Genomic DNA, 24,737 nt, shown 5'->3' on the forward strand with positions numbered 1-24,737 from the left:
TCTACGGGGTCCCGCCGGCCGGCTTGCCGGCGCTCATCGCGAACAGGAAGCCGGCCGCATCCCGAGGTCGACGGACGTCGAAACCGGTCAGGCTGCGCAGACGTTCGAGCCGGTTCAGCACCGTGTTCCGGTGGCAGAAGAGCTCGCTCGCGGCGCGGGAGACCGTGCCGTCCCCCTCACAGAACACCTGCGCGGTCTCGAGGAGCACGTCCGCGTCCTGGACATTCCCCAGACCGCGGTGGATACGATCGGCCAGCGCCTGGGTCACCAGCGGGGCCTGGGTCGCCGCAACCGAGAGCCACGCGTCCTCGAGCAGGCCCGGCGAGTTCCGGTCCTCGGGCAGCGCCGCGAGGATGTCGGAAGCGATCCGGGTGGCGCGAGGAACCTCGTCCAGCCCATGGGCCGGCGGAGCGACGGCGCAACGGATCCCGGCGAGACAGTTCATGATGCGCTTGTCCTGCTCCAGCGTGCTCTGTATGACGAGAACGTCACCACCCTCGACCTCCTGGTAGTGGAAGGACCACCTCAGAGACGTCAGCGCGTCGCGCGCGTCCCGGAGGCGGCCGGCGCATTCCCGACTGGCTATTGCAACCCGGAACCGAGCGTCCACCGGGAGCGCCAGCACCTCCGCCGCGTTCTGCACGACATCAGGCCGCTCACCGTTGCACTTCAACAAGCGTCGGAACCACTCGCGCCGCCGGTCGTCGGAAAGGTCGTCCAACTCGCTCGTGCGTCGTCGATATGCCTCCGTGATGCGCTGTGTGTGGTCCTCGACGATCGCCCAGATCGCCGGAGCTTGATGCAGCAACGCTCCGGCTTCCCGCTCGTCCGCCTCCGCCAGCAACGCCTCCCACACGATCTGGAAGTCCCGGTTGGCCGCGGCCTGCACCTCGTTGAGCGAGACACCTTGCTCCGCGCGCCGCACTCCTACGCGGTCGGACACCTCGGCGAGGTCTTCGGCCACCTCGAAACCAGCGATGCGCCGCCAGATGAGCTCGAACACCTCGAGCGCCTTCGCACGAAGCTCATCATGGTCGACCCACGAATCGCCGTATAAGCCCGACTCGTGGAGCAGCACGAGCCACGCGCGGTACTGGTCCTCGACCCGGCGCAGGCAACGCCGGGCCACGTCAGCGAGGGCGACGATCGAGGACTCGTCAGCGATGGCGTGACCCACGTCAGCACGATAGGCGAGCGACCGCGGCCTTGACACAGTCCCACCGGCCCGAGATTCCGCCGTCCCAGGCGCTGCGTCGGGCGCTGACCTCACCCTCCCGGGACACCTCCGGCCGGTCGCCGGGACAGAACAGCAGCGCCGGGCCCCACACCTCGGTCGGTCGCGCTGGGGCCATCAGTCGATCCCGCCGCGCTTGACCAGCTGAGCGGCGATCACGTTGCGCTGGATCTCGTTGGTGCCCTCACCCACGATCATCAGCGGGGCATCGCGGAAGTATCGCTCGACGTCGAACTCCGTCGAGTAGCCGTAGCCACCGTGGATCCGCACGGCGTTCAGCGCGACCTCCATGGCGATCTCGGAGGTGAACAGCTTCGCCATCCCCGCCTCCATGTCGCACCGCTCGCCGGCGTCGAACTTCTCCGCCGCGAACAGGATCAGCTGCCGGGCGGCTGTCAGCTTCGTGGCCATCTCGGCCAGTGCTGCCAGATCGGCTTGCCGAAGCTCTCCCGCGCAGCAGCCGCTCTCGCACGGCCTCTGCCTCACGCCACGCCTTCGGACCAGAGGGAACGACCTCGATCAGGTTGTGGCGCTTCTTGGTCACCGGGTCGACTCCGGCGTAGACCCGGACCCTCAGAGCACCGCTGGGCAGCTGCTCGATGTTGCCTCGCGCCCGTGCCTTACCGACCCCGGGACGACCCGCCATAGCAGGGACGATAGCGCGACTCGTGCCACATCCGGTGCCACACAGGTGACCCTGATGATCTTTGCCGCCAGCATCGCCGCTGGTCAGCAGTGGAGCGGGCGACGGGAATCGAACCCGCGTAGCCAGTTTGGAAGACTGGGGCTCTACCATTGAGCTACGCCCGCACGGCCCCGTGGCGGGGCACCCCCAGATCTTAACGCGCCGTCCCACCGTGCCGGCGCGCGGTTGCCGTCACGTCGCGTCGGCGGCCCGGTGCGGCGGCGCCCGGGGGCGCGGCTGGTGCGATGTGGCCGGTCGACGCGGTGCAGGGCGTTGCGGCGCGGCCCTCCGGGGACCCAGGGCGGCGGGTGGAAGAGCGGGAAGCCGTCGGTGATCGCCACCGTCCAGTCGCCGACGTGGAGCAGGTCGTGGTGGGCGCCGCACAGCAGCACCGTGTTGTCGAGCGAGGTCTCGCCGCCGCAGGCCCAGTGGATGATGTGGTGGGCTTCGCACCACTGCGCCGGGATCGGGCAGTTCGGGAACGCGCACCCGCCGTCGCGCTGCCGCAGGGCCCGCCGCAGCCACCGGGGCGCGGTGCGGGCCGAGCGCCCGACGTCGAGCGGCTGCCCCGCCTCACCGAGGACGACGGGCACGACCTCGGCGTCACACGCCCACCGGCGCGCCCGCTCGGCGGTGATCGCGCCGCGCCCGATCCCGTCGGCGAAGCCCATCAGGCCGGCGCCTGCGATCCGCTCCTCCAGCACCTCGAGCGGGATGACGACGGTGACCTGCGGCCGCTCGGCCCGCTCCAGCGGCAGCGCGCCCGCGGTCATCACCCGGCGGGCCAACTCGACGAGGGCGTCGCCCTCACGCTCGGCGAACGTGCGCGGGTCCTTCTCGGCCGGCTCGGCCGGCGCGTCCTCACAGCCACCGGATGCGGGCCGCGGCGCCGACAGCGGCGACAACGCGGAACGCAGGACGGCCGCCGACTCGCGGTCGAGCCAGCCGCGCACGTCCCACCCCGCGCCGTCCTCGGCGAACGACAGCCGGTTGCGGGAGGGGGATCCGTCGCGGGGCTTCGGCCCGTCGGGGTCGAGGAAGGCGACGCGCCGCTTCCCCAGGGTGCGCAGCGAATGCGGGTCGAACGTGCGCGCCTGCTCGGCCAGGTACTCCTCGAGCTCCGCGCGGTGCGGCTCCAGGTGCGGCTTGAGCGCACCGAGGATCTGGCGGATGACGTCGACGTGCTCGTGCGAGATCGCGTGCTCGGCCAAGGCCTGCGCGGCGGCGGGCAGCGGGGCCGCCGTCTCGGCACCGGTGAGCGTGCGCCCGGGCAGCACCGAACCGGCGGCCGCAACCCGGCGCCGCGCCTCCGCCTTCGACACGTTCTGGGTGCACGCCACCAGCCGCACCGCGTCGACGTAGCCGTGGGCGCCCGCGAGCCCGCGGCGCTCCGCCTCGGCCACGACCTCCAGCAGCTCGCGATAGGCGCCGTTCATGCGCTGTTGGGCAGCGGCGAGCCCCGCGAGGACCTCGTCCTCGCCGGCGTGCTGCCAGTCACCCATGCCTTCATATTAGTCGAACTGTTGTTCGATTGAAGACCAAAGCGGCAGGTGGCAGGGGTGGCGCGACGAGCGGCGGGGCAGCTCGAGCCGTGCGTCAGGCGCCTGATCGCCGCCACGGCGGCCCACCCGGCGCATCGACGCGTTAGGCTCCACCAGCACGTCACGGGGTGTGGCGCAGCTTGGTAGCGCACTCGCTTTGGGAGCGAGGGGCCGTGGGTTCAAATCCCGCCACCCCGACCAGGTCAGGTCCGCTTTGGATGATCTTCCGGGCCGGACGCTCCAGGAGAAGCGTCACGTGTGGCTTGATCAGCGGATCGGCGCGTTTCCGGACGCCGGATGTCGGGTTTCGCTCCCGGTCGGCGATCATGGGTCCGGACCGCCCCGTCCGGGCGGAAGTGATCACAGGGGCGTCCCGAACGGGACCACAGCCGGACGAGTGACCGCCCACGGGATACGGCAGTGATGCGCACCCAGCCACCCCACCAACACGGGCCGACGGCCGGAACCACAGGCACGCCCAGGAGACAGCGGCCGGGAAGAGGGCCACGACCTGCCCGCCGGGAACGGCGCGCCCACCGCAGCCTCCCGACCGGGTTCCGCGGAACCGGAGCCCCACGGCACACACCCGCTCGGGGCGGCACACACGTCCCAGCCTGCGTGCCGCCCCGAGCCGGGTTGTGCGGCGAGCCAGCTCACTGCTGAACGAACGCCGCCCCGGAAACCTGCTCGCTCTAGGGTGTTCGCGTGTCCGAGCGGGCTGCGGCCGCGGTTGTCGACGTCTTCGTCTATGTCGTCGTCCTGAACCTCTTCATCGAGTACTTCCCCCAGGTGCTCAGCGAGACGTTCACGCTCTCCCTCCTGACCGCCGTCCTGCTCAAGGGCGTCCTCGAGGTCGTCGTCGCCGCGAAGAACCGGGTGAAGGACCGTTTACGCCAGGCCTCCACCCCACTGGGTAAGTTCGCTGCCGGATTCCTCCTGTGGTTGGTGCTGTTCGGCAGCAAGTTCCTCGTCCTGGAGGCCATCGACCTCGTCTTCGGCACCCGCGTCAGTCTCGGAGGCTTCTTCTCGGTGACGCTGCTGATCCTCGTCCTGATGCTGTCCCGCGCCTTCGTCCGTCGCCTCCTCCATACCGAGAGCCACCCCGATCCGCGGATCCGGCCCGCGTGAACGATTAGGACAGTTCCGCCGAGGCGTATTCGGCGGAGACCGAGACAGTTTCGCCAACGCGTATTACGCGCGCCCCGCGATGCTGGATCTGGCCGAGGACGTGAGCGGGCTGCGGGTTCTGGACGCCGGCTGCGGTTCCGGTCCCGTGTCCGCGGCGTTGCGCGACCGCGGGGCCGTCGTCGCCACCAGCTACGAATTCGACTGGTGGTTCGGCGGGCGGACCGTGCCGATGAAGTTCTGCCGCAAGCCGTTGCACGCGATGACGGACGCATTCACCGAAGCCGGCTTCCACATCTCCGCCATCAGCGAGCCGCCACCCGACCCCGCCGCGCGCGACCCCTTCCCCGACGATTTCGCCGCCCTCTCGACGATACCGGGATTCCTGTTCTTCGTCGTCGAGGTGCCCGGCTCGACTCCGGTACGGTGACCGCGTGGATCTGGCCTTCTCCGCCGAGTTGTGGGAGTGGCGTGGCCCGGCTCCGTTCTACTGGCTGACCGTTCCCGAGGACGGCTGCGAGTACGTGCGGGCCGAGGCGGCCGAGGCGTCGTACGGCTGGGGTGCGATCCCGGTGCGGGTCCGCATCGGCGCCACCGAGTGGGAGACCTCGCTGCTGCCCCGGGACGGGGGGTACGTCCTCCCGGTCAAGGACGCCGTGCGGAAGGCCGAGGGCGTGGGCCTGGGCGACGTGGTCGAAATCGGCATGACCGTGGCCCCGCGGGGTGGCCGCGCGGCGAACGGCACGGGGCCCACCTTCTGATCAGGGCTGCCGCACACCGAACTCCAGCATCGTGCGCCCGTCGGCCACCGGGCCCGAGGCGCGCAGGACGAGACCGGCGTCGTCGGCGAGTTCGGCCAGCTCGGCGGCGGTGCGCTCGCGGCCTCCGAAGCACATCAGCATGAACAGGTCCATGGCGGTCCCCGCCGCCCCCGCGTTCTCGATCACCACGACGGCGCCGCCCGGGGCGGCGGCCGCGCGACACCGGGTGAGGATCGCGCGGGCGTGGTCGTCGTCCCAGTCGTGGACGATGTCGGAGAGCAGGTAGGCGTCGGCGCCCGCGGGCAGGGAGTCGAAGAAGCTGCCGGGCACGGCGCCGGCCCGGTCGGCGAGGCCTGCGGTCGCGAACCGCTCGGTGGCGCCGGCTGCCGTCGGGGGCAGGTCCAGCACGCGCCCGCGCACGCCGGGGTGGGCGCGCAGGATCGCCTCGAGCACCTGGCCGTCGCCCCCGCCGACGTCGATGACCTCGGGGAAGCGGCTCCAGTCGAACCGCTCGGCGATCTGGCCCGCCTGCACCGCGTAGCGCCAGTTCATCTGCGCGTCGAACGAGCGGCGCAGCTGCGGGTCGGCGTCGAGGTCCGCCCAGAAGTCGCGGCCGTAGCGCCGCACGTAGCCCGGCGTGCCCGACGTGACGGTGCCGAGCAGCTCGACGAAGCCGAGGTCGGCCCGCCCACCGGCGCTGTTGATGTCGAGCAGGGGCTTGATCCCCTCCTCGGCGTCCGCCCCCATCTGGGCGCCGAGGGCGGTCGGGCGGTAGCGCCCGGCGTCCCGGTCGAAGACGCCGACGGTGACGAGGTGGTCGAGCAGGCGGCGCAGGGCGGGGGCTGCGGTGCCGGTGGCGGCGGCCAGCTGCTCCGCCGTGGCTCCCCCGCTCCCCGCCCGTTCCACCAGGTGCAGCGTGGCGCCCACGCGGATCGCCATGGGGGTGGCGAGATCGGCCATGTCGCGCAGGGACGGGGTCGGTGCGGGGTCCATGCGATCTTCCTACCCCGACGTGGCGGTGCCCGGCCGGCAGGCCGCGAGGGGGTCGACCCGCCGGCCGGGCTGGCAGGGGGTGACCGGCCACGGCCGTCGCCAAACATGCCGAACGGGTACGTTCCGATTCGTGTTCGAGGGGTTCGAGCGGGTGCGGGTCGACACGGGTGGGGCCACGATCAACGCGGTGCACGGCGGCACGGGCCCGCCGGTGCTGCTGCTGCACGGCTTCCCCCAGACGTCGGCGATGTGGCACCGGGTCGCGCCCGCGCTGGCGCAGCGGTACACCGTGGTGGCGGCCGACCTGCGGGGCTACGGCGACTCCAGCCGCCCGCCGGCGGGTGACGATCACGCCGGGTACTCGTTCCGCGCGATGGCGGCCGACCAGGTGGCGTTGATGCGGGCGCTCGGGCACGAGCGCTTCGCGGTGATCGGGCACGACCGCGGCGCGCGCGTGACGCACCGGATGGCGCTCGACGCGCCGGAGGCGGTCACCCGGCTCGCGGTGCTCGACATCCTGCCGACGCTGCACGTCTACACCCACGTCGACCGCAGGCTCGCCACGGCCTACTACCACTGGTTCTTCTTCATCCAGCCCTACGACCTGCCCGAACGGCTCATCGCGGGCGACCCGACCGGCTACCTGCACCGGCTGCTCGGCGGCTGGGGCGGCACGCTCGACGCGTTCGCGCCGGAGGCGGTGGCCGAGTACGAGCGCGTCTTCGCCGACCCGGACGCGCGGCACGCGATGCTGGAGGACTACCGGGCCGGCGCGTCGATCGACCTGGAGCACGACCGCGCCGACGCCGGACGGCGCGTGCAGGCCCCGCTGCTCGCGATGTGGGGCACCCGCGGGGTCGTCGGGACCGGCCCGGAGAACCCCGTCGCGGTGTGGCGGGAGCACGCCACCGACGTCCGCGGGGTGGCGCTGGACGCGGGGCACTTCCTGGTGGAGGAGCGGCCGGAGGAGTCGCTGGCCGGGATCGAACGGTTCCTGGAGGAGGGCTGATGGACGAGCTGGTCGCGCGGCTCCGGCAGGTGCAGGTGTCGTCGCTGTCGGACGCGGACAAGACGTTGCCGGTGTGCGATCCGGCGATCCACGCGCTGCTGCCCGACGTCACGCTGGTGGGGCCCGCGTTCACCGTGCGCGCCGACGGCGACCTGCTCGGCATGATCGACGCGATCGGGCGCGCGGAGCCGGGTGCTGTGCTCGTGGTGGCCACGGACGGCCGTCCGCTCGCGGCGTCCGGCGAGCTGTTCGCCACCGAGGGCCGCAGGCGCGGGATCGCCGGGATCGTCGTCGACGGCTACTGCCGTGACCTGCGCGGGATGCGCCGAGTCGGGCTGCCCGTGTTCGCGCGCGGCACCACGCCCGCCGCGGGCCCCGCGCTGGGGCCGGCGGTGGTCCAGGAGCCGGTGACGGTCGGCGGGGTCCGCGTGCGGCCCGGCGACCTCGTCGTCGGCGACGACGACGGCGTGCTCATCGCCCCGCCCGAGCGGATCGCCGCCGCCGTGGACCGCGCGGAGGAGATCGAGCGCGTCGAGGCGGCCGTGGCGGAGGGGATGCAGCAGGGCCGTGCGCTGCACGAGCTCACCAACGCTCCGGAGCACCTGCGGGCGGTGGCGGCGGGCGAGCCGAGCACGTTCCGCTTCCAGCCCTGATCCGTCACCGCACGGCCCGCACCGCGTCCTCGACGATCGCGTCGAGGCCCCGCCCGTGGGCGCCGCGCCAGTACACGCGCCCGCAGGAGCGGCACCGGACGAACCGGTCGTAGCACCGGCGGGTGCCGGGCTCGAGCAGGCCGACGACCTCCTCCTTCGGCACGTCCACCAGCTCGCCGTTGCAGGCGGTGCAGCGCGTCCACGGGGCCAGCGGCGGCGCGAACCGGTCGAGCACGTCGGCCTGCTGCGCGTCCGCGCCGTGCCCGCGCACGTACGCGCCCGCCCACAGGGCGCGGCGCATCAGCAGCCCCCGGTCCTGGGTGAGCAGCACCCGCCGCTCCCGCCCGGCCCGCTCGACGAGTTCGGCGTCCTCGGCGTGCGTGTCGTACGCGGTGTCGACACCGAGCAGGCGCAGCCGGCGGGCGAGCGACCCGAGGTGGACGTCGAGCAGGAACCGGGCGCCGTCCGGCAGGGGCTGCGGGCGGTCCGGCGGGGCGAGGTCGACCACGCTGCCGTCGGCGAGGCGCCGCCCGGTGCCGCAGGGGCGGCCGTCGACGACCGGCGGGCCGATCTCGGTGGGCGGGACGCCGATCGCGCGGACGACGTGCCCGAGCGAGGCCTCGCCGTCGTAGGGCACGGCGAACCGCGCCCGCCGCCTGCGCGGCGGGAGGAACAGCCACAGCGCCGGGTCGGGCCGGACCAGCACCTCCATCCCGCCGAGCATCCCAGGGTCGCCGCGTCAGGGCAGCCGGCACCTGACCCGTGAGTGGATACGGGTGCTGGAGCACTCGTATCCACTCACGGGTGGGGGGTGAGGATCGCCGTCTGCCGCCGGACGGCCGCCGTGGTGCGCCCGACGTCGCCGGTGGCGAGCAGGTCGAGCAGGGCACCGCGCAACGTCGCGAGCACCGCCGTGGGGTCGCCGGCCGGCCCGAGCACCTCGCCGAGGAGCTCGATCCAGTCGCGAACGCCCTGGGCGGCGAAGCCCGACCACGGCCCGTCCGGCTCGACGAGCGCGCGGGCGTAGCCCTCCGCCCACAGCCGCAGCAGGTCGCGCCGCTGCGGCGCGGCGAGCCACTCCCAGAGCCGCTCGACGACCTCCGCCGGGCCGCCGCCCTGCTCCCGCACCGCGGCGAGGAGGGCGAGCTCCTCGACGCGCGAGCGCCCGAGCAGGGCGCGCACCAGCCCGTCCTTGGAGCCGAACAGGTAGAGCAGCACGCGAGGGCTCGACCCGACGGCCTCGGCGAGCGGGCGCAGCGACATCGCCGCCATGCCGTGGCGGAGCACGTAGCCGTACGCCAGTTCCAGCAGCTCCTCCCGGCGGGCGGAAGGGGCTTGCGGATCGGCGGTCATGGCGACATTCTGCACTGAAACACTCGTTTCAGTACGCGGAGGTACCGATGGGCGAAGTGCGGATCCGGGAGATCGGGCAGCCCGGTGACCTCGGCTGGGTGGTGCTCGCGCACGGGGAGCAGTACGCGGCCGAGTTCGGGTGGGACACCACGTTCGAGGCGCTCGTCGCCCGGATCGTGGCCGACTTCGCCGAGAGCGCCGACCCGGCTCGCGAGCGCGGCTGGATCGCCGAGCTCGACGGGCGGCGCGTGGGGTGCGTCTTCTGCGTGGCTGACGAGGAGCCGGGCACGGCGAAGCTGCGGATCCTGCTGGTGCACCCGGACGCACGCGGCGGCGGCGTCGGGAAGCGGCTGGCCGACACCTGCGTGGGGTTCGCGCGCAGCGCCGGCTACGCCCGCGTGCGACTCTGGACCAACGACGTGCTGGTCGCCGCCCGCCGGATCTACCTCGCGGCGGGCTTCCGGCTCGTCGGGGAGGAACCGCACCGCAGCTTCGGGGCCGACCTCGTCGGCCAGGACTACGTGCTCGACCTCGCCGCCACCCCCTGATCCCCTCGCCTCGCGTAAATCGATTACCCTGTGCGTCCGGTCCCTCGACACGACAGGGGTGGGTGCACGTGGCGGACGAGGCGCCGCGACGGGTGACGATCGGCGACGTCGCCGCGCTGGCCGGGGTGTCGCGCGCCGCGGTGTCGAAGGTCGTCAACGGCACGGGGAAGATCTCGCCGGCCACGGCCGCCCGCGTGCAGGACGCCGTCCGGAAGCTCAACTGGACGCCGAACGCCGCCGCCGTGGCCCTGCGCCGCTCCCGCAGCCGCACCATCGGGCTCGTGCTGAGCCGCCCGGGCGCGCTGGAGATCGGGGCCACGAGCTCGCTGCTGATCTCCGGCCTGGAGTCGGTGCTCGCCCCGCGGTCCTACGGCCTGCTGCTCTACCTCGTCGACCACACCGCCGACGACGAGACCCGCGCCTACCGCACGCTGGCCGAGGACCGCCGCGTCGACGGCGTCGTGCTGACCGACAGCCGCTACGGCGACACCCGGTTCGCGCTGATGCGCTCCCTCGGGCTCCCCGCGGTGCTGATCGGTACGCCCGCCGACGGCGACCCCGTCCCCCACCTGGACAACGACCCGCCCGGCGCCGGGGTCGACGACGCCGTGCGGCACCTGCTCGAGCTCGGCCACACACGCATCGCCTACATCGGGGGCCCGGACGACCGGGTGCAGGCGCGGGCCCGGCACGAGATGTTCGACGCGACGATGGCGGCGGCCGGCCTGCAGCCGGTGGCGTCGATCGCCACCGACTACTCCCCGGAGAGCTCGGCCGACCGCACCGGCAGGCTGCTCGACGCCGCGGGCACCCGCCCGACCGCCATCGTCTACGGCTCCGACCCGATGGCCATCGCCGGTGTCAGCGCCGCGCGCAGCCGGGGCCTGGTGGTGCCCGCGGACCTGTCGGTGATCGGGTTCGACGGCCTGCCGATCGGCGCGTGGCTCGACCCGCCGCTCACGAGCGTGCACCGCGACGCCGTGCAGCGCGGCCGGGCAGTGGCCCGCAGGCTGCTGGGCCTGCTCGGGGAGGACGTCGGCGAGCCGCCGCCGCTGGACCGGCCGCACCTGCTGGTGCGGGGGTCGACCGCCGCCGTCAGGTGAGGCCGGGGGACGCGGCCAGCAGCGACCGCGTGTACTCGTGCCCGGGCCGGTGGTAGACGTCGTCGGTGGGGCCGCTCTCGACCACCTCGCCGCGGTGCATCACGAGCACGCGGTCGGCCACGAGGCGCACGAGGGCGAGGTCGTGCGAGATGAACAGGTAGGTCAGCCCCAGCTGCTCGCGCAGGGTCATCAGGAGCGTGATGATCTGCGCCTGGATGGAGACGTCGAGCGCGGAGACCGGTTCGTCGAGCACGAGCAGCTCCGGCTCGAGCCCGATCGCGCGGGCGATCGCGACGCGCTGGCGCTGGCCGCCCGACAGCCGGGCGGGGTACTCCCCCGCCAGCGATTCCGGGAGCCCGACCTGGCGCAGCAGCTCGCGCACGCGGGCGGGCCGGTCGGCGGGGGCGACGACGCCGGGGTGCACGGCCCACGGCTCCGCCACCAGCCGCCCGACGGTGCGCCGGGGGTGCAGGGACGCGTACGGGTCCTGGAAGATCATCTGCAGCGACCGGCGGCGGGCGCGCATCTCGCGGGCCGGGAGCGCGAGCAGGTCGGCGCCGCGGAACTCGACGCTGCCCGTGGTCGGCTCGACCAGCCGCAGCACCGAGCGGGCCAGCGTGGACTTGCCCGACCCCGACTCCCCGACGATCGCGACGCACTCGCCGGACACGACGTCGAAGCTCACGTCGTCCACCGCGCGCACCACGCGCCCGCGGCTGCCGAAGCGGGTGGTCAGGCCGCGGACCCGCAGGATCGGCTCGGTGTCAGCGCTTCTCATCGGACACTCCTGCGGGTGTGGCGAGGCCGGGGTGCTCCGGCCCGGGCCGCAGGTCCTGCCACCGGGTGGCCCGGGCCGGGTGGGCGTCGAGCAGCGCCTGCGTGTACGGGTGGCGGGGGTTGCGGAAGACGTCCTCGAGCACGCCACGCTCGACGATCCGCCCGTGCCGCATGACGATCACCGAGTCGGCCACCATCCGCGCCACCGCGAGGTCGTGGGTGACGAAGATCAGCGACATGTCGCGTTCGCGCTGCAGCGTGCGCAGCAGCCGCAGGATGCCGGCCTGGATCGTGACGTCGAGCGCGGTGGTGGGTTCGTCGGCGATCAGCACGTTGGGGTCGAGCGCGATCGCCATGGCGATGCAGATGCGCTGGCGCATCCCGCCCGAGAACTGGTGCGGGTAGTCGTTCATCCGCTGCCGCGGGTCGCGGATGCCGACGGCGGCCATGAGCTCGACGGCCCGGTCCGCCGCCGCGGCGCGGGAGAGCCCGGCGCGGGCCCGGAACACCTCGCCCAGCTGCGACCCGATCGAGAACACCGGGTTGAGGCTGTCCAGGGAGTCCTGGAACACCATCGACAGCTCGCGTCCGCGGATCGTGTTGAGGTCCCTCTCGCTCATCCCGACCAGCTCCGTGCCGCCGAAGCGGACCGAGCCGGTGACCTCCCCGGGCGGGTCCACGAGGCCCAGGAGGGAGTGGGCCGTGGCGGACTTGCCCGAGCCGCTCTCCCCCAGGATCGCGAGGCTCTCGCCGGGCTCGAGCGTGAAGGAGATCCCCCGCACGGCCGGGACGTCGCCGCGCTCGGTGCGGAACGTCACCGCGAGGTCGGTGACCTCGAGGGCGGGCGGCGCGGCGCTCATGCCTTCGCTCCGGCGGGCCGCCGGGACCGGGAGAGGAACGCGCCGCGCTGTGTCGGGTCCTCCACCGCGCGCAACCAGTTGGACAGGATGCTGGCCGACAGCGCCGTGGCGAGCACGGCCAGGCCCGGCAGCACGGTGACCCACCAGGCGCTCGCGAGGTAGGAGCGCCCGTCGGCCACCATCATCCCCCAGTCCACGTCGGGGCGTTGCAGGCCGATGCCGAGGAAGCTCAGGCTGGCCGCGGCGAGGATGACGTTCGCGACCTCGAGCATCGCGAGCGTGCGGATCGTGGGCGCCACCAGCGGGGCGATGTCGCGGGTCATGATCCGCGCGTTCGTGGCCCCCAGGGAGCGCGAGGACTCGACGAACACGCGTTCGCGCAGTTCCAGGGTCTGCGCGCGGGCGGTGCGCAGGTAGACCGGCATCCGGGTGATCGCGAGCACGAGGACGAGGTTCGTGATGCTCGGCTCGAGGACGTACAGCACCGCGAGCGCGAGCAGCAGCGACGGGACGGTGTGCAGGATGTCGGCGAGCCGCATCAGGACCGTGTCGAGCCAGCCCCCGGCGTAGCCCGACAGCACGCCGATCGCGAAGCCGGCGAGCGCCGAGATCGCGACGGTGAGGCCGGCCACCACGAGGGACGTGCGCGCCCCGACGATCAGCTGCAGGAGCATCGGGCGTCCGAGGCTGTCGGCACCGAGCACGTAGGCGATGCCGTGCCCGGTGCCGAACGGCTCCTCGAACCGCAGGGCGAGGTCCTGGTGGTTGGCCGCCTCGGTGACGAACACCGGGAGGACGGCCGCCACGAGGATCAGCACGGCCAGCCACGACGCGCCGGCCACGGCGCTGGCCGAACCGCGCAGCAGCCGCCACGGGATGCCGCCGGACGGGGTGGTCATCGAGCGCCCTCCTTCAGCTGATCCGCACACGCGGGTCGGCGAGCGCGTAGGTGAGGTCGACGAGGATGTTGAGCAGCACCACCGCCACGCCGACGATGAAGATCGACGCCTGGATGAGCGCGAAGTCCCGGTTGAGCACGGCCCCGACGATCAGCGTGCCGATGCCGGGGAACGCGAAGACGGTGCCGACGATGATCGCTCCGTTGACCATCCCGGCCGCCCGGTCCCCCGCCACCGTGAGGAGCGGGAGTGCGGCGTTGCGCAGGGCGTGCCGGTACACCAGCCGGGACGGGGACAGGCCGCGCGCCCGCGCGTTCTGCACGTAGCCCGAGCCCAGCGCGTCGATCATCGCGCCGCGCGTGACCTGGGTGAGCACCCCGACCGGCGCGAGCATGAGGGTGGCGACCGGCAGCACCCACGACGCCACGGTCGCGTCGCCCGAGGTCGGCAGCAGGCCCAGCTGGATCGACAGGAACAGCACCCCGACCAGCGCGAACCAGAAGTCCGGGATGCTCGCGGTGGTCAGGGAGGACAGCGTGATGACCCGGTCGGCGAGCCGGAACCGGCGCCGCGCCGCCGCGGCGCCCAGCGGCACGGCCACCGCGAGCGACCCGGTCATGGCGATCAGCGCGAGCAACAGGGTGGGCGGCATCGCCTCGGCGGCCGCCTCGAGCGCGGGCCGCTGCTGCCAGATCGAGTCGCCGAAGTCCAGCCGCAGCACCCCGCCGAGGAACCGCACGAACTGCTCCCACAGCGGCAGGTCGAAGCCGTGCTCCCGGTTGAACTGCTCGTAGCGCTCCGGGCTCGCCCCCTCCGGCAGGTAGAGGTTCGCCGGGCTGCCCGTGAGGCGGGCCAGGAAGAACACGATCACGACGACGCCGACGACGGTGACGACGCTCGTCACGAGCCGCCGCAGCAGGAAGGTCAGCACGGATCCACCCGCTACCCGGTGGTGATGGCGATGTCGGCGACGCTGAGCTCCACGCCGGTGAGGCTGTTGGGCTGGTACTCGATGCCGGGCCCGAGCATGAGCAGCTTCGACTGGAGCGCGATCGGCAGGAACGCGTTCACGTCCCGGTACTCGATCTCCGCCGCGCGCTGGTACAGCGCAGCGCGCTCCGCACCACCCGCCTGCTCTGCCTCGGCGAGCAGCGCGTCGATCTCCGGATTGCGGATCGTGGAGTTCGAGCCGTCGCCGGCCATGTACTTCGGGAAGGAGAAGCTCGCGTCGCCGGAGATGTTGTCGTGCGAGATCGCGATTATGGTGGCCTTCTGGTCCGGCGGGAACGGCGAGCGCAGCAGCTGCAGCCAGGCGTCGGTGTCGAGGCTGAGGATGTTCACGGTGAACCCGACGCTCTGCAGGTTCTGGTGGATCGCCTGGATCACCTCGTCGGAGCCCGGGAAGAGGTCGGGGCGCGTCACGAGGTCGATCGGGGCGCGTACGTCCACACCGTCGGCCTCGGCCGCCCGCAGCAGCTGCTCGGCCGCCGCCGGGTCGAAGGCCGGGCCGGTGAAGCCGTCGATGTGGCCGTTGACCGTGCTCGCCACGATCTGGTCGAACGGGGTGCCCGTCCGCTCCATGAGCGATCCGACGATCGTCTGCTTGTCGATGGCCTGCTGCGCGGCCCGGCGCACTCGCGGATCGGTGAACGGGGCCTTCTCGGTGGAGGTGCGCAGGAAGAACACCCGGTTGTCCTGGTACTCGCGGGTCCGGTCGTCGTCCGTGGCGTCCTGCACGGACACGGGCACCGCGATGCTCGCCTCGCCGGTGCGGGCCATCCCGGCGCGCACCGAGGGCTCCTCGCGGTAGACGTAGCGCACGCTGGTGGCCTGGCCCGCCTGGCCCCAGTAGTCGTCGTTGCGGGTGAGCGTCACCGACTGGCCCTGCACCCGCTCGGCGAAGCGGTACGGGCCGGTGCCGACGGGGGAGCTGGTCTTCTCGCCCGCCGGGGTGGCGGGCGCGCCGATGTCGGCGTAGCTGATCCGCAGCGGGAGGATCGAGTCCGGGGACTCGGAGACGACCTGCAGCGTCGCGGCGTCGAGCGCGGTGGCCGTGAGCGGGTAGGGGAACTGGTCGAGGTTCTGGCAGTTCAGCTCGGGGTCGAGCACCCGGTTGATGCTCGCGGCGGCGGCCGCGGCGTCGAACGGGGTGCCGTCGTGGAACCGCACGCCCTGCCGGAGCGTGAACCGCCACGTGCTCGGGTCGACCTGCTCCCACGACTCGGCGAGGAACGGCACCACCTCGCCGGTCTCCGGGTCGATGCGGGTCAGGGACTCGGTCACGTTGGTGCGCAGCACCACCGCGTTGGTGGCGTCCTGGGTGTCGCACGGGTCCAGCGAGACCGGTTCGACCGCGAGCGCGATCGTGAGGTCGGTGCCCGCCGCGGTGCCGGGGCCCTGCCCCGAGCAGGCCGCGAGGAACACGAGCGGGACGGCGGCGAACGCCGCGATCCGGCGAGACGTCCTTGTCGTCATGTGGATCTCCGTTCTAGGCCTGGCCGGTGACCTGTCGCCGCTCGGGCGCGGTCCAGACGTCCCGGGGCGTGATCGCGTTGAGCAGCGGCTCGCCCGCCCGGTAGCGCCGCGCGTTCTCCGTGATCGTGTCGATGGAGCGCTGGGTCTTGTCCGGCATCCGCGGCGTCGTGTGCGGCGTGATCACCAGGTTGGGGGCGTCCCACAGCCGGGAGTCGGCGGGGAGCGGCTCCTGCTCGAAGACGTCCAGCCCGGCGCCGGCGATCTGCCCCTCGGTGAGGGCCTCGACCAGCGCGTCGGAGTCCACGATGGCGCCCCGCGCGAGGTTGATCAGGTAGGCGCTCGGCTTCATCTGGGCGAACCGGTCGCGGTCGAACAGGTGGTGGGTCTCGTCGGTCAGCTGCGCGGCCAGCATGATCACGTCGGACTCGGCGACCAGCGGGTCGATCGTGTCGCCGCGGTCGGCGGACAGCAGGACGTCGACGGTGGCGGGCACCTCGCCGTCCCGGCGGCGGTAGACGACCACCCGCATCCCGAACGCCTTGCCGAGGGCGGCCATCTCCCGGCCGGTGTGCCCGAACCCGACGATCCCCAGGGTCTTGCCCCACAGCGCCGGCTTCCAGAAGTAGCCCTCGATCCCGCGCCAGACGTGGGCGGCCTGGTTCTCGAACAGCGTCCGCGCCTCGAACGTCAGCGCCAGCGCGAAGTAGAACGCGTGCTGGGCGAGCGCGGGCGCCGACCGTCCCGCGGACCCGGTGACGATCAGCCCCTTCTCGAAGACCTCCGGGCGCGCCGACCGGTTGAGCCCGGAGTGGTCGCAGTGAACCCACCGCAGGTGCGGGGCGTCGAGGAACCGGTCGTCGAGGTCACCCTCGAGCACGGCGACGTCGGCCCGGCGCAGCGTGTCGGCGATCGTCGCCGCGTCGTCCGACGGGCACCACACGAACTCGGCGGGCGCGAAGGCCTCCCGCAGCTGGTCGATCTCGTCGGGGGTGAACGGGACGGTCGACAGGACGGTGGAGATCGTCCGTGGGGGGTTCATGCGGCACCGTTCCGGGGGTCGGGGACGACGATCACGTCGAACAGGTCGACGTCGGGCACCTGCACGGTCAGCACGCCCTCGTGCCACGAGGTCGGGCAGTCGGTGCCGGCCACCAACGCGTGCGCCGTGGCGTCCGGGGTGCCCGTGGGCACCCGCACCGTGCCGCCGCGCAGCGGGATCGGGGGCCCGAAGCTCGCCCGGCGCGCGCCGGACGTGTTGAGCACGTGCACCACCGTGCCGGCGGGCCCGCGCTGCACGGTGATCTCGGCCTGCTCGGGCAGGTCGGCGCCGGCCGCGGGGTGGACGCCCGCGTGCAGGCCGGTGACGAGGGCGGCGACCAGGTCGCGGATCGTGGTGAGCCCGAGATCGTGGTAGCTGCGCCCGATCGTCCACGGCACGCTCACCACCGCGCCGTCGCCGTACCCGACCTCCAGGGCGGCGGGCCGGCCATCGGGCTCGTTGCCGTAGGCCTTCTCCGGTGGCCCGAACGGCGCCGCGCCCAGCACGTCGAGCCGGACCGTCGCGCCGGCGCGCGGCTGCACGGTGTGCAGCGCCCCGTGGACGGGCAGGATCGGGCCGTCGAACCGGCGCCCGCCGCGCTGGCCGGGCTCCGCCGCGTACACCGCCATCAACTCCTCCGGGCCGGCCGCGGTGGCCGTGATCCGTTCTCCCGGCGCGCTGCGGAGCACCGCGGCGCCGTCGGCGCCGAAGCCGCTCACCCCGGTGAGCAGCAGCCGCGCTCCCCGCGCCACGGCGGCGTCGAGCGCCTCCGCCGCCTCCGGTGCGAGCCCGTCGACGTCGGGGAGGACGAGCACCCGGTAGCCGTCGAGCCCGCCGGTGGTGGCCAGCTCGGCGAGGCCCTCCTGCGGGAGCACGTCGAACGCGAGGTGGGTCTGCTGCAGGGCTTCGTACAGGCCGCGGAACTCGGTCACCGACTCGGCGGCCCGGTCGAGCGGCTGCGCCAGCCGGTCGGGCCGGACGAGCCCGATCGTGGAGCAGGGCCGCAGGCCGGCGTAGGTGTCGCGGTGCCGGTCGTGGAACCGCGTGACCTCGCCCGCCGCGTCGAGCGCGCCGTACGGGATGTCCCCCGGCGCTCCCATGATGTACGTCGACGGGTTCGCGCCCCGGCTGATCGCCTGCACGAGGTACTGCGCGAAGTGCTCGGGCTGCTCGCCCGCCAGCCGGTAGGGCATGTCGAGGAACGCCACGGAGTTGACCACCACCGGCGTCGCGGGCCGGTGCGCCCGGAACGCGCTCACGGCCGCGCCCGTCGCGTGGTGCCACAGCGGCCGCCCGACCGCGTTGTTCGCCTCGTGGAAGGTGATGTCCGAACGGATCAGCCCGACGTGCGGGCCGCGGCCGCGGACGTGCGCGGCGAACCGGGCGTTGAGATCGGCGATCACGCCGGCCGCGTACCGCCGCCACAGGTCGTAGTCCGGTGAGTCGGACGAGGTCGGCAGCGGCCTGCCCCCGCTGTAGGCGGCGAACCCCTCCCGCACCGCGGGGTTGTGGTCGACGCCGCGGTAGCGGCCGCTGTAGTCGACCTCGTTGAAGCCGAACCAGTTGAAGAAGAAGCCGTCGACGTCGTAGCGGTCGAGGACCTCGTCGAGCACGTCGACGACCTTCTCCTGGTAGTAGCCCGCGCTCGGCGACACGCTGACCAGGCCGTTGTAGACCTGCCACTCGCCGTCCGGGTCGACGAAGCACCACTCGGGGTGCTGCTGCGCGATCGCGAGCGACACCTTGGAGAAGTCCATCCGCGCCACCAGCCGCAGGCCGCGGTCGTGGGCCGCCCGGATCGCGTCGCCGAGCAGGTCACCGCTGGGCCGGTCGGCGAGGTGCGGGTTGCGGGTCTGGAACGGCAGGTCGGTGGGGTAGAAGGAGAGGATCCCGCCCGCGTTCACCAGCCACGTGTCGGCCCCGAAGGCCACGATCCGGTCGGCCACGTCCTCGACGTCCATGCCCGCGTCGACCTCGCGCAGGTTGGTCTGGAACATCTCGAACGGCGCGGTCCACCACTGCTCGCGATCGCTCACGGCTCGAGCCCGTTGAGCTCGGCGGTGAGCCGGTACAGCGCGGAGTGGTCGAGCCCGCCGTGGCCCTGCGCCACGAGCGACTGCACGAGCTGGGCGACCGCTGCCGTGACCGGCAGGGCGACCCCGGCGTCGCGGGCCGTGCGCTGCACGATCCCGAGGTCCTTGTGGTGCAGCGCGAGCCGGAAGCCGGGCGTGAAGTCGCCCGAGAGCACGGCCGCGCGCTTGCGCTGCAGCACGGTGCTCCCGGCGAGGCCACCGCCGATCACCTCGAGCGCAGCCTCCAGCTCCACGCCCTGCGAGCGCAGCAGGACCACGGCCTCGGCCAGAATCTGCAGGTGCCCGGCCACCACCAGCTGGTTGGCCGCCTTCACCGTCTGGCCGCTGCCGGGCCCGCCGACGTGCACGACCGTGGTGCCGAGGACGTCGAGCACGGGCCGGGCCCGCTCGAACACCTCGGGCCGCCCGCCCACCATGATCGACAGGGTGGCCTCGATCGCGCCGGCCTCCCCGCCGCTGACCGGGGCGTCGAGCACGTCGATCCCGCGGGCCGCCAGCGTGGTGTGCACCTCCGTCGCGACGCCGGGCTCGATCGTGCTCATGTCGACGAACAGGCTGCCGGGCGCGAGCTCGCCCGCGATGCCGTCGGCGCCGAAGAGGACGGCGGAGACGTCCGGGCCGTCCGGGAGCACCGTGATCACCACGTCGGCCCCGCTCGCGGCCTCGCGGGCGCTCCCGGCCGGCTCGACGCCGCGCTCGGCGGCGGCCTGCCGGGTGGCGGGCGTGCGGCTGTAGCCGCGCACGCGGTGCCCGGCCGCCACGAGGTTCGCGGCCATCGGGGCACCCATGACCCCGAGCCCGATCACGCCGACTTCCGCCACGGAACCTCCACATCGCCGTTTCGTTCGGTACACCGATTTCCCTGCCGCGAGAATCCGCGTTCCAGAGCTGCGGTGGCGGGAGTGTTTCGATTTACTTTGCTCATGTCAAGTCCCGTCCGCGCGGCACGCGGCCGCCGTGCCGGCCGGCTGTGAGCCCACGCCTCGGTTCTCAGGCTGAGCGCCGCTCACGGACTGCCCGCTGCCGCTCGGCCACGCCCGGTGCCGATGGGCCCACACGACCGGGCCCGCGACGCAACCTGGAGCCACCGCGTGCACGGGACAGGAGGCGCTGTGAGCGTTGTGGCGGACACCGTCCCCGACCTGCGCCCGGTCCGGCCGAAGCGTCCTGCCCGCCGACGGCTCACCCCGGTCGAGCGCCGCACGTCGGCCAGCCTGCTGATCGCCACCGCGGCCCTGTACCTGTGGGGCCTGCCGTCCGCGGGCTGGGCCGACCCCTACTACGCCGGCGCGGTCCGGGGCATGGCGCAGGACTGGACCGCCTTCCTCTTCGGCGCCACCGACCCGGGCAGGATCGTCACCGTCGACGTACCACCTGCCTCGCTGTGGGTCATGGCGCTGTCGGCGCGGGTCTTCGGGTTCTCGCCCTGGAGCGTGCTGCTGCCCCAGGCGCTGCTGGGGGTCGGCGCGGTGGCCCTGCTGGCCGCCGTCGTGCGCCGGGCCGGCGGGGGCGGCGCCGGGCTGCTCGCCGGGGCGGCGCTGGCCCTCACACCCGTGGCCGTCGCGACGTTCCGCCACACCGACCCGGACGCGTTGCTGGTGCTGCTGCTCGTCGCCGCGGCGTACGCCACGGTGCGCGCCCTCGAGGCGGCGCGCACCGGCTGGCTGCTCCTGGCCGGCGCGCTCGGTGGGTCCGCGTTCCTGGCCGACCCCGCCCAGGCCCTCGTGCCGCTGCCCGCGCTCGCCTTCGCCTACCTCGTGGCCGCCCCTACCGCCGCGTGGCGGCGCCTGCTGCAGCTGCTCGCCACGGGCATCGTGACCGTCGCCGCGGGCGGCTGGTGGTACGCGCTCGTCGAGCTGCGGCCACCGGCCACCCGCCCGTACATCGGTGGCACCCGCACGGACAGCGTGGTGGAGCTCGTGCTGGGCGACGGCGGCCTCGGGCCGTTCGTGCGCGTGCCGGGCCCGCTGCCGATGCCCGGCTGGCACAGCGGGGTGCTGGTCGGCTGGCTGCTGCCGGCCGCGCTCGCGCTGCTCCTGGTGGGGCTGCTGCTGCGCGCCCGCGCCCCGCGCACCGACGCCGCCCGCGCGTCGCTCCTGCTCTGGGGCGGCTGGACCCTGCTCACGGCAGCCGCCCTCGCCGTCAGCGGCGAGCACGTGTACGGCACGGTGGCGCTCGCCCCCGGCGTCGCCGCGCTCGTCGGGATCGGCAGCGCGGTGCTGTGGGAGCGGCGGCGCAGGTGGGCGGGCCGCGGCACGCTCGCCCTGCTCGTGGCCGGCACGGTGGCGTGGGCGTGGACGCTGTTCGACCGCACCCCGGAGGTCCTGCCCCGATCGGTGGTCGTCGCAGCGGTCGGGCTGGTGATCGGGGTCGTGCTGGCCGGGGCGGCCCTGCGGCGGCGCGGCGCCGCCGCGGTGGGGGTGACGCTGGCGCTGATGGCGCTGGCGGGACCCGCCGTCCACGCCGTGCACGCCGCGGCCGCCGGAGGCCGGGCCACGGCCGCACCGGCCGCGCCCGCGCCGGAGCTGGCGGACCTGCTCCGCGCGACCGGGCGTCCGTGGTCGGCCGCCACGATGGGTGCGCAGGACGCCGCAGCGCTCACGCTCGCCAGCGGCACCACCGTGATGGGGATCGGCGGGCTGGCCGGGCGCGATCCCGTGCCCACCCTCGAGCAGTTCCAGGCCTTCGTCGACGCGGGGGACGTGCGCTGGTTCGTCGACCGGGCGCCAGGCGACCACTCCCCCGTCCCGAGCTGGGTCCGAGAGCACTTCGAGGCGACCACGATCGGGGATCACACCGTCTACGACCTGGCCAAACCGAGGTCGTGAGCCGCGGACGTCTGCGCGGCGGGGCGGCGCTTGCCAGACTGGCTCCCGTGGTCGACCTCGCGCGGGCGCTGGAAATGGCACGGTCGGGAGCGGAACAGGCGGTCGGCTCGGCGCGGGCGCTGGTGGCGCTCACCCGCTCCGGGGTGGTCCGCCCGATCCGCCCGGACCGCCTCGCGCGCATGGCGTGCGCCCTCGTGCGCTACGGCCTGTCGATCACCGCGGGCTACGCGGCGGGAGCGGCCCGCCACCCCGACCGCACCGCGATCGTCGACGACGCGGGCTCCCTCACGTTCGCCGAGGTCTCGGCCTGGACCGACGCCATCGCCCGCGGCCTCCGGGCCTCCGGCGTGGGCCCGCGCACCCGCGTGGGCGTGCTCTGCCGCAACCACCGCGGCGCGATCGCCGCACAGGTGGCGGCAGGCAAGCTCGGCGCCGACGCCGTGCTGCTGAACCTCGGGCTGTCGGCGGGCCAGCTCCGCGACGTCGCCGACGAGCTGCGCCTGCACACGGTGGTGGCCGACGAGGAGTTCGGCCCCGCGCTCGCTGGCCTCCCCGAGCACGTCCGGGTCGTCACCGACACCGCGCTCGAGGATCTCGACGGCCCCGGACCGCTTCCCCGCCGCCCACCGGCGGGCCACACGATCGTGCTGACGTCCGGCACCACCGGCACCCCCAAGGGCGCGCGCCGCCCGCCCCTGTACAGCATCTCCCCCGCCGCCGCGATCCTCTCGGCGATCCCGCTGCGCGCGGGCGAGCCCGCGTACATCGCCGCGCCGCTGCTGCACACCTGGGGGTACGCCGCGCTGCAGCTGGCGGTGCTGCACGGCACCCCGGTCGTGCTCAGCCGCCGGTACACGCCCGAATCGTTCCTGCGCACCGCCGAGGAGCACCGCGTCGACGCGGTCTTCGCCGTACCCGTGATGCTCCAGCGGGTGCTCGAACTGCCCGACGGCGACCTCGCGACGGCCTGGTCGGGCCACCGCCCGCGGATCGTGGCCGTCAGCGGGTCGGCGCTGCCCGGCGGCCTCGCCACGGCCTTCATGGACCGCTTCGGCGACGTCGTCTACAACCTCTACGGCTCCACCGAGGTCTCGTGGGTGAGCATCGCGACCCCCGCCGACCTGCGCGCCGCGCCCGGCACCGCGGGCCGCGCGCCGGTCGGCACCCGGCTGGTGATCCTCGGCGACGACGACCAGCCGGTGCCCGTGGGCACCGACGGGCGCGTGTTCGTCCACAACGACATGCCGTTCGCGGGCTACACCCGCGAGGGCGTCGACGTCGAGCGGCGCGGCCGGATGATCGGCACCGGCGACGTCGGCCACCTCGACGAGCACGGGCTGCTGCACCTCACGGGGCGCGCCGACGACATGATCATCTCCGGCGGGGAGAACGTGCACCCCGGCCCGGTGGAGGAGCTGATCGCGGCCCGCCCCGAGGTCCGCGAGGCCGCCGTCACCGGGGTGCCCGACGAGCAGTACGGCCAGCGGCTCGCCGCCTTCGTCGTGCTCGCCCCGGGTGCCGACGTCGACGCCGACGACGTCCGGGGGTGGGTGCGCGCCGAGCTGAGCCGGTTCGCCGTGCCCCGCGACGTCACGTTCGTCGACGAGCTGCCCCGCAACTCCACCGGCAAGGTCGTGCACCGCGAGCTGCGCGGCTGAGGTGAGACACCTCACCCCTTCGAGTTAGGTAAGGCTTAGGTATTGTGGCGCGGTGGACGGCGACCCGAGGTGGCAGCGGTGCAGCCTCCTCGCGCTCGCCGGTGAGGAACAGCTCGCGGGCACGGCGCCCGTCGCACGCCGCTGGGTGTGCGTGGAACAGCGCGGCGCGTGGCCGAACGACCTCACCGCACACCCGGAACCCGCTCTCGCCGCCCTCGCCGCCACCCCCGGCTGGCGGCTGCTGCTGATCCGCCGCCCCGGCCGGCGTGGCGAGGCGGGCGTGCCGCTGCGCGTCTTCCTCGCCGACACCACCCCCGGCGCCAGCCGCATCACCAGCTTCACCGTCGGCGACCCCGAGGAGCTCGCCGGCCTCGAGCTGCCCGGCCCCGGGGAGCCGCTGCCCGGCACCCCGGTCCAGGATCCGTTGCTGCTCGTCTGCACCCACGGCAGGCGCGACCGCTGCTGCGCCGTCGACGGGCGCGCGCTCGCCCTCTCCGTCGTCGACGCGGGCGAGCAGCACGTGTGGGAGTGCAGCCACCTCGGCGGGCACCGGTTCGCCCCCACCGCGCTCGTGCTCCCCACCGGCTACGCCTACGGCAGGCTCGACCCTGCCACCGCGGTCACCGCCCGCAAGGCCGCCTTCCCGGGCGAGGTCGACACCGCCCTGTGCCGCGGCCGCACCACGTGGTCGCACACCGGGCAGGTCGCCGAGCTGGCCGTCCGCGCAGCCACGGGGCTGCGCGACGCCGACGCGCTGCAGGTCGAGGACACCGTGGGCGGCGCGATCGTCACCGCCCGCGACGGCCGCCGCTGGGCCGTGGACGTCGCCCCGGTCGTCGGCGCCCCGCGCCCCCTGTCCTGCGGCACCGACCCCACCCCGAGCGAATCGCTGCAGGCCACGGACGTCCGCCCGCTCCCCTGACCCGCACAACTCCCCCGGCGAAACGCGCAACTCAGGCCTCGGGACGGGAGACTCGCGCCCCCTGTGTCGGCGAGTCTCCCCTCTCGCGGCCCGAGTCCCGCACCCCAGGCGCGCGAGTCCCACGTCTCGCGGGGCGAGGTGCGCGATCGGTGGACGCGCGTCGCGTGGGGGCCGGGCCGTG

At 73.9% G+C, this 24,737-nt stretch carries 23 protein-coding genes, 2 tRNA genes and 1 pseudogene; 11 read left to right on the forward strand and 15 right to left on the reverse strand.

What is annotated here, in order from left to right; translation table 11 throughout:
- Window position 1 precedes the first annotated feature (1 nt).
- The 4 genes and pseudogenes from ACFPL3_RS05840 to ACFPL3_RS05855 all read right to left on the reverse strand — a co-directional run bounded on the left by ACFPL3_RS05840 (window position 2) and on the right by ACFPL3_RS05855 (window position 3,421).
- A complete protein-coding gene (locus ACFPL3_RS05840; RefSeq protein WP_343940507.1) occupies window positions 2-1,177 on the reverse strand; it encodes a PucR family transcriptional regulator in 1,176 nt (391 codons plus the stop codon).
- A gap of 174 nt (window positions 1,178-1,351) precedes the next feature.
- Window positions 1,352-1,701: pseudogene (locus tag ACFPL3_RS05845) on the reverse strand (acyl-CoA dehydrogenase family protein); the annotation flags it as partial.
- A 269-nt stretch (window positions 1,702-1,970) separates the two neighbouring features.
- Window positions 1,971-2,044, reverse strand: a tRNA-Gly gene (locus tag ACFPL3_RS05850).
- On the reverse strand, window positions 2,024-3,421 hold the full coding sequence (locus ACFPL3_RS05855) for an HNH endonuclease signature motif containing protein (RefSeq protein WP_343940505.1): 1,398 nt from the start codon (window positions 3,419-3,421) through the stop codon (window positions 2,024-2,026). Before ACFPL3_RS05855 ends, ACFPL3_RS05850 begins: the two co-directional genes overlap by 21 nt.
- A 163-nt stretch (window positions 3,422-3,584) precedes the next feature.
- Between ACFPL3_RS05855 and ACFPL3_RS05860 the strand changes: the two genes are divergently transcribed.
- The 4 genes from ACFPL3_RS05860 to ACFPL3_RS05875 all read left to right on the forward strand — a co-directional run bounded on the left by ACFPL3_RS05860 (window position 3,585) and on the right by ACFPL3_RS05875 (window position 5,346).
- Window positions 3,585-3,661: transfer RNA gene (locus ACFPL3_RS05860), tRNA-Pro, on the forward strand.
- A gap of 504 nt (window positions 3,662-4,165) precedes the next feature.
- Window positions 4,166-4,588: a hypothetical protein gene (locus ACFPL3_RS05865; protein ID WP_343940503.1), complete on the forward strand. Its 423-nt coding sequence runs from the start codon at window positions 4,166-4,168 to the stop codon at window positions 4,586-4,588.
- A gap of 79 nt (window positions 4,589-4,667) precedes the next feature.
- The gene (locus tag ACFPL3_RS05870) at window positions 4,668-5,015 is read left to right on the forward strand and encodes a hypothetical protein (RefSeq protein WP_379588474.1); all 348 of its coding nucleotides are present in this window, start codon (window positions 4,668-4,670) and stop codon (window positions 5,013-5,015) included.
- Between the two features lie 4 nt (window positions 5,016-5,019).
- Window positions 5,020-5,346, forward strand: coding sequence for a DUF1905 domain-containing protein (locus ACFPL3_RS05875; protein ID WP_343940501.1), 327 nt, complete (start codon window positions 5,020-5,022; stop codon window positions 5,344-5,346).
- Here ACFPL3_RS05875 and ACFPL3_RS05880 read toward each other — a convergent pair whose 3' ends face one another.
- Entirely contained in the window at window positions 5,347-6,339 is a 993-nt protein-coding gene (locus ACFPL3_RS05880) for a methyltransferase (RefSeq protein WP_343940499.1), read from the reverse strand. It lies immediately after the preceding gene.
- A gap of 130 nt (window positions 6,340-6,469) precedes the next feature.
- Between ACFPL3_RS05880 and ACFPL3_RS05885 the strand changes: the two genes are divergently transcribed.
- The gene (locus tag ACFPL3_RS05885) at window positions 6,470-7,348 is read left to right on the forward strand and encodes an alpha/beta fold hydrolase (protein ID WP_343940497.1); all 879 of its coding nucleotides are present in this window, start codon (window positions 6,470-6,472) and stop codon (window positions 7,346-7,348) included.
- Complete coding sequence (locus ACFPL3_RS05890) at window positions 7,348-8,001, forward strand: RraA family protein (RefSeq protein ID WP_343940495.1); 654 nt, start codon at window positions 7,348-7,350, stop codon at window positions 7,999-8,001. Before ACFPL3_RS05885 ends, ACFPL3_RS05890 begins: the two co-directional genes overlap by 1 nt.
- 4 nt (window positions 8,002-8,005) lie before the next feature.
- Here the strand turns inward: ACFPL3_RS05890 and ACFPL3_RS05895 are convergent, their stop codons facing one another.
- Both ACFPL3_RS05895 and ACFPL3_RS05900 read right to left on the reverse strand, forming a co-directional pair.
- Window positions 8,006-8,713, reverse strand: a complete 708-nt coding sequence (locus ACFPL3_RS05895; RefSeq protein ID WP_343940493.1) for a Mut7-C RNAse domain-containing protein — start codon at window positions 8,711-8,713, stop codon at window positions 8,006-8,008.
- Window positions 8,714-8,799: 86 nt separating this feature from the next.
- Window positions 8,800-9,354, reverse strand: a complete 555-nt coding sequence (locus ACFPL3_RS05900; RefSeq protein ID WP_343940491.1) for a TetR/AcrR family transcriptional regulator — start codon at window positions 9,352-9,354, stop codon at window positions 8,800-8,802.
- 47 nt (window positions 9,355-9,401) lie between these two features.
- Here ACFPL3_RS05900 and ACFPL3_RS05905 point away from each other — a divergent pair, with 47 nt between their 5' ends.
- Together ACFPL3_RS05905 and ACFPL3_RS05910 are read left to right on the forward strand one after the other, a co-directional pair.
- Complete coding sequence (locus ACFPL3_RS05905; RefSeq protein WP_343940489.1) at window positions 9,402-9,902, forward strand: GNAT family N-acetyltransferase; 501 nt, start codon at window positions 9,402-9,404, stop codon at window positions 9,900-9,902.
- Between the two features lie 68 nt (window positions 9,903-9,970).
- Complete coding sequence (locus ACFPL3_RS05910) at window positions 9,971-11,005, forward strand: LacI family DNA-binding transcriptional regulator (protein WP_343940487.1); 1,035 nt, start codon at window positions 9,971-9,973, stop codon at window positions 11,003-11,005.
- On the opposite strand, the gene ACFPL3_RS05915 is transcribed toward ACFPL3_RS05910, so the two are convergent.
- From ACFPL3_RS05915 to ACFPL3_RS05950, 8 genes are read right to left on the reverse strand one after another with little or no spacing between them, the layout of a single operon-like run.
- Window positions 10,998-11,783, reverse strand: coding sequence for an ATP-binding cassette domain-containing protein (locus tag ACFPL3_RS05915; RefSeq protein ID WP_343940485.1), 786 nt, complete (start codon window positions 11,781-11,783; stop codon window positions 10,998-11,000). The two genes, ACFPL3_RS05910 and ACFPL3_RS05915, sit on opposite strands and share 8 nt — an antisense overlap.
- On the reverse strand, window positions 11,770-12,642 hold the full coding sequence (locus tag ACFPL3_RS05920; RefSeq protein WP_343940483.1) for an ABC transporter ATP-binding protein: 873 nt from the start codon (window positions 12,640-12,642) through the stop codon (window positions 11,770-11,772). The genes ACFPL3_RS05915 and ACFPL3_RS05920 overlap by 14 nt, the downstream gene beginning before the upstream one ends.
- Window positions 12,639-13,541 (reverse strand): ABC transporter permease, encoded by a 903-nt coding sequence (locus ACFPL3_RS05925; RefSeq protein WP_343940481.1) that lies wholly within the window; start codon window positions 13,539-13,541, stop codon window positions 12,639-12,641. Before ACFPL3_RS05925 ends, ACFPL3_RS05920 begins: the two co-directional genes overlap by 4 nt.
- 13 nt (window positions 13,542-13,554) lie before the next feature.
- Entirely contained in the window at window positions 13,555-14,472 is a 918-nt protein-coding gene (locus ACFPL3_RS05930) for an ABC transporter permease (RefSeq protein WP_343940479.1), read from the reverse strand.
- A gap of 11 nt (window positions 14,473-14,483) precedes the next feature.
- Window positions 14,484-16,016: an ABC transporter substrate-binding protein gene (locus ACFPL3_RS05935; protein ID WP_343940477.1), complete on the reverse strand. Its 1,533-nt coding sequence runs from the start codon at window positions 16,014-16,016 to the stop codon at window positions 14,484-14,486.
- Window positions 16,017-16,029: 13 nt separating this feature from the next.
- A complete protein-coding gene (locus ACFPL3_RS05940; RefSeq protein WP_343940475.1) occupies window positions 16,030-17,055 on the reverse strand; it encodes a D-2-hydroxyacid dehydrogenase in 1,026 nt (341 codons plus the stop codon).
- Window positions 17,052-19,091, reverse strand: coding sequence for a hypothetical protein (locus tag ACFPL3_RS05945; RefSeq protein WP_343940473.1), 2,040 nt, complete (start codon window positions 19,089-19,091; stop codon window positions 17,052-17,054). Before ACFPL3_RS05945 ends, ACFPL3_RS05940 begins: the two co-directional genes overlap by 4 nt.
- On the reverse strand, window positions 19,088-19,969 hold the full coding sequence (locus ACFPL3_RS05950) for an NAD(P)-dependent oxidoreductase (protein ID WP_343940471.1): 882 nt from the start codon (window positions 19,967-19,969) through the stop codon (window positions 19,088-19,090). Before ACFPL3_RS05950 ends, ACFPL3_RS05945 begins: the two co-directional genes overlap by 4 nt.
- A 291-nt stretch (window positions 19,970-20,260) precedes the next feature.
- On the opposite strand from ACFPL3_RS05950, the gene ACFPL3_RS05955 reads away from it, so the two are divergent.
- From ACFPL3_RS05955 to ACFPL3_RS05965, 3 genes are read left to right on the forward strand one after another with little or no spacing between them, the layout of a single operon-like run.
- Entirely contained in the window at window positions 20,261-21,976 is a 1,716-nt protein-coding gene (locus tag ACFPL3_RS05955; RefSeq protein ID WP_379588480.1) for a glycosyltransferase family 39 protein, read from the forward strand.
- A 47-nt stretch (window positions 21,977-22,023) separates the two neighbouring features.
- A complete protein-coding gene (locus tag ACFPL3_RS05960) occupies window positions 22,024-23,634 on the forward strand; it encodes an AMP-binding protein (protein WP_343946709.1) in 1,611 nt (536 codons plus the stop codon).
- Window positions 23,635-23,686: 52 nt separating this feature from the next.
- Window positions 23,687-24,556, forward strand: coding sequence for a sucrase ferredoxin (locus tag ACFPL3_RS05965; RefSeq protein WP_343946710.1), 870 nt, complete (start codon window positions 23,687-23,689; stop codon window positions 24,554-24,556).
- Window positions 24,557-24,737 lie beyond the last annotated feature (181 nt).

The sequence above is a fragment of the Pseudonocardia zijingensis genome (genome assembly GCF_042657305.1).
Classification (GTDB): domain Bacteria; phylum Actinomycetota; class Actinomycetes; order Mycobacteriales; family Pseudonocardiaceae; genus Pseudonocardia; species Pseudonocardia zijingensis.

Bases quoted from the DNA above. Each gene is read 5' to 3' on its own strand.
- ACFPL3_RS05940 (WP_343940475.1), bottom strand. From the start codon at position 17,055: ATGAACCCCCCACGGACGATCTCCACCGTCCTGTCGACCGTCCCGTTC.
- ACFPL3_RS05935 (WP_343940477.1), bottom strand. From the start codon at position 16,016: ATGACGACAAGGACGTCTCGCCGGATCGCGGCGTTCGCCGCCGTCCCG.
- ACFPL3_RS05870 (WP_379588474.1), top strand. From the start codon at position 4,668: ATGCTGGATCTGGCCGAGGACGTGAGCGGGCTGCGGGTTCTGGACGCC.
- ACFPL3_RS05880 (WP_343940499.1), bottom strand. From the start codon at position 6,339: ATGGACCCCGCACCGACCCCGTCCCTGCGCGACATGGCCGATCTCGCC.
- ACFPL3_RS05905 (WP_343940489.1), top strand. From the start codon at position 9,402: ATGGGCGAAGTGCGGATCCGGGAGATCGGGCAGCCCGGTGACCTCGGC.
- ACFPL3_RS05925 (WP_343940481.1), bottom strand. From the start codon at position 13,541: ATGACCACCCCGTCCGGCGGCATCCCGTGGCGGCTGCTGCGCGGTTCG.
- ACFPL3_RS05895 (WP_343940493.1), bottom strand. From the start codon at position 8,713: ATGGAGGTGCTGGTCCGGCCCGACCCGGCGCTGTGGCTGTTCCTCCCG.
- ACFPL3_RS05915 (WP_343940485.1), bottom strand. From the start codon at position 11,783: ATGAGAAGCGCTGACACCGAGCCGATCCTGCGGGTCCGCGGCCTGACC.
- ACFPL3_RS05920 (WP_343940483.1), bottom strand. From the start codon at position 12,642: ATGAGCGCCGCGCCGCCCGCCCTCGAGGTCACCGACCTCGCGGTGACG.
- ACFPL3_RS05890 (WP_343940495.1), top strand. From the start codon at position 7,348: ATGGACGAGCTGGTCGCGCGGCTCCGGCAGGTGCAGGTGTCGTCGCTG.
- ACFPL3_RS05900 (WP_343940491.1), bottom strand. From the start codon at position 9,354: ATGACCGCCGATCCGCAAGCCCCTTCCGCCCGCCGGGAGGAGCTGCTG.
- ACFPL3_RS05855 (WP_343940505.1), bottom strand. From the start codon at position 3,421: ATGGGTGACTGGCAGCACGCCGGCGAGGACGAGGTCCTCGCGGGGCTC.